General features: G+C 59.5%; 3 protein-coding genes, 1 tRNA gene and 1 pseudogene. 1 reads left to right on the forward strand and 4 read right to left on the reverse strand.

Annotation, left to right across the window (positions count from 1 at the left end; translation table 11 throughout):
• Nucleotides 1–212: 212 nt before the first annotated feature.
• A pseudogene (locus tag CAPSK01_RS22565) lies at nt 213–617 on the reverse strand (ISAs1 family transposase); the annotation flags it as partial.
• 214 nt (nt 618–831) lie between these two features.
• Here CAPSK01_RS22565 and CAPSK01_RS09815 point away from each other — a divergent pair.
• A tRNA-Met gene (locus CAPSK01_RS09815) sits at nt 832–908 on the forward strand.
• A 227-nt stretch (nt 909–1,135) separates the two neighbouring features.
• On the opposite strand, the gene CAPSK01_RS09820 is transcribed toward CAPSK01_RS09815, so the two are convergent.
• Genes CAPSK01_RS09820 through CAPSK01_RS09830 form a run of 3 tightly spaced genes read right to left on the reverse strand, consistent with a single transcriptional unit; the run spans nt 1,136 to nt 1,975 of the window.
• Nucleotides 1,136–1,429, reverse strand: coding sequence for a hypothetical protein (locus tag CAPSK01_RS09820; protein ID WP_034925795.1), 294 nt, complete (start codon nt 1,427–1,429; stop codon nt 1,136–1,138).
• The gene (locus CAPSK01_RS09825) at nt 1,426–1,710 is read right to left on the reverse strand and encodes a DUF3077 domain-containing protein (RefSeq protein WP_034925797.1); all 285 of its coding nucleotides are present in this window, start codon (nt 1,708–1,710) and stop codon (nt 1,426–1,428) included. The genes CAPSK01_RS09820 and CAPSK01_RS09825 overlap by 4 nt, the downstream gene beginning before the upstream one ends.
• Complete coding sequence (locus CAPSK01_RS09830) at nt 1,703–1,975, reverse strand: hypothetical protein (RefSeq protein ID WP_034925799.1); 273 nt, start codon at nt 1,973–1,975, stop codon at nt 1,703–1,705. The genes CAPSK01_RS09825 and CAPSK01_RS09830 overlap by 8 nt, the downstream gene beginning before the upstream one ends.
• Nucleotides 1,976–2,199: the final 224 nt, after the last annotated feature.

Raw genomic sequence — 2,199 nt, forward strand, 5'->3', positions numbered from 1 at the left:
CGACCGTGAGCCGACCAAACCCGGCTTGGGCACCTTCGTCAAAAAACTCCCGAATGGCCTCTGCCAGGTTCTTCTGGTTGTCCTTGACCTGCTGCACGTCATCCCCTCCGCGGGCCACGATCTTCTCGGCCAGTTCGGTCTGGCAACCCAGCGCATCCATCGTGACGATACATCCCTTCAAGATCAGGGCATCGAGCAGCGCCTCATCCCTGTCAGTTCGTGTCCTTGCCGCAGGGGCCTTCCTGCGCCAGGCTCAGGCCACTTTGCACCGCATACGCCGTGACCATATGCAGCAACTCGTTGCTCCCTTTCTTGCCGGAACCGCGCAGGGTCTTCCCGTCCATGGCCACCCCGCCTTCGATCAGACCGGCCAGCCCACTGATCCAGTCCCGAAAACGCGCCTCGAAGACCCTCGCGTCCAGCACCCGAAAGAGGTCGCCAAACGTGTCGTGGGATGGCGTGCCTCCTTCCAGCGGCCAATCGAACCGCTCACTCAGCCACTCCTTGCGATCCCTGCACCAGTCGGCCACCTCAACCCAATTGTGGGCTCCGCACAGGATGGCGCATACCGCCATGACCAGAATCTGCGCCAACGCGTAGCGCTTCGCCGGACCTTTACGTCTGTCCGGTCACCCGGAAAAGGCCCCCATCAGGGTCATCCCACCTTCCTCCCAAAAGGGAAGAGTAGACGGGATTCCTACAGAAAATACAATACCATGTCATAAGTAACTGATCGTAAACAAATATTCTCAAGGGGTTACGATATTTGCGTAAGCGATTGCCCTGTTCTTGACCACAAGCCGTAGATAGCTTTATAATCAAAAGCTCTAAGGTGATGTAGCTCAGTCGGTTAGAGCGATGGATTCATAACCCATAGGTCGGTGGTTCAATTCCACCCATCACCACCAAAGAAACAAAGACTTAGCCTCGGTCGAAAGCCGGGGCTTTTTGCTGGGGTTACGCCGGGGTTACATTTGCCGTAATCAAGCCGGTTTCTTGGCCATCAAATCTGATGCGCCATCGCCACCATCGCCGCCGGCCACCATGTGCCGGTGACGGACACCTTGCCGGACACCATCGCCGCCCCAACGAAAAACCCGGCGCACGGCCGGGTCTGGTCTGGCCTCAATCAAGCTCAAGCGCCCTTCGATCTGACGGAAGAGCCCCCAACTTCCTGCAACCTCTGCAACATGCTTTCGTGCTCGCTGCCGCAATAGTTCTCCAGGTCGACGGCGATGTAAGCCCCGGCAGCAGCAAGCTTGGCGACGCGCAGCGCAAAGTTCTCGCCTTCGACTTCGCGCTGGATGCTGATAAAGATCTCACGGAGCCAGCCGAAGCCCTCATCGGCCATCTTGATGGGGCCGAGAACATCCTCGGGGTATTGGCCGAAAGCTTCCTTGACGGCGGCGATCAGATCGTCGGGGTTCATTGCCCGCCCTCCGCAACCGTCTGAACTGCTTCCCTTCGGGCTTCAATGAACGAATTGACAACCGTGTCGACCAGGGCCTTCGCCATTTCCGCAAGGTGGCGAACGGCAAATATCGCGTTGACGTCCAGTTCTTCCGGGTTGCTGGCCAGGCTGATAGCCGTATCCAAAAACATCGAAGCGCCATCCAGCGCGGATTCGTTCGATATGCCCTGGCGGACGCTGAAGAAATCGGCAGGGTAGCCGGCAGCTGAGAAGAGCGGCAGGGGTGTGTTCTCAGACATGGTGCGCCCCTCCCACCGCCGAGAGGAACCCGGCCAGGGCAGCCGGCAGTGTGTCGGAAGCGCCGTACAAGGCATCCTGCAAGGGGTACGTCGCCTCGATCAGCATGCGCGTGCCGGTGTCTGTGGCGACCAGCTTGCCGGCGTTGATGACGTCGAGCAGCGCCAAGGCGGCCAGGGCCAGGGCAGTAGCGCCTTCGGGTTCGAGGGTAGCGAGTTTTGAGGCGTAGGGGGATGGGCGCACTTCGGCGCCGGGGATGTTGGACATGGTGATGCTCCTTTGTCTGAGACTCAAGGCCCGCTGTTCAAGGCGGGAGGGCGGATGTTGAACACACGGACAAAGTCGTGCCGCCGTCCTTACGGATAGGCGCATCCGCCCGTTGAGAGACAACAGGCGCAAAAAATCCACGTGTCGTCGTGGATACCGCTTTGCCTTTGGTGTGTTCAGCACCGTACCGGCAGTATCTGCCAGCCACCAGAGCACGTCAAGGG

The sequence above is a fragment of the Candidatus Accumulibacter vicinus genome (assembly GCF_000584955.1).
Classification (GTDB): domain Bacteria; phylum Pseudomonadota; class Gammaproteobacteria; order Burkholderiales; family Rhodocyclaceae; genus Accumulibacter; species Accumulibacter vicinus.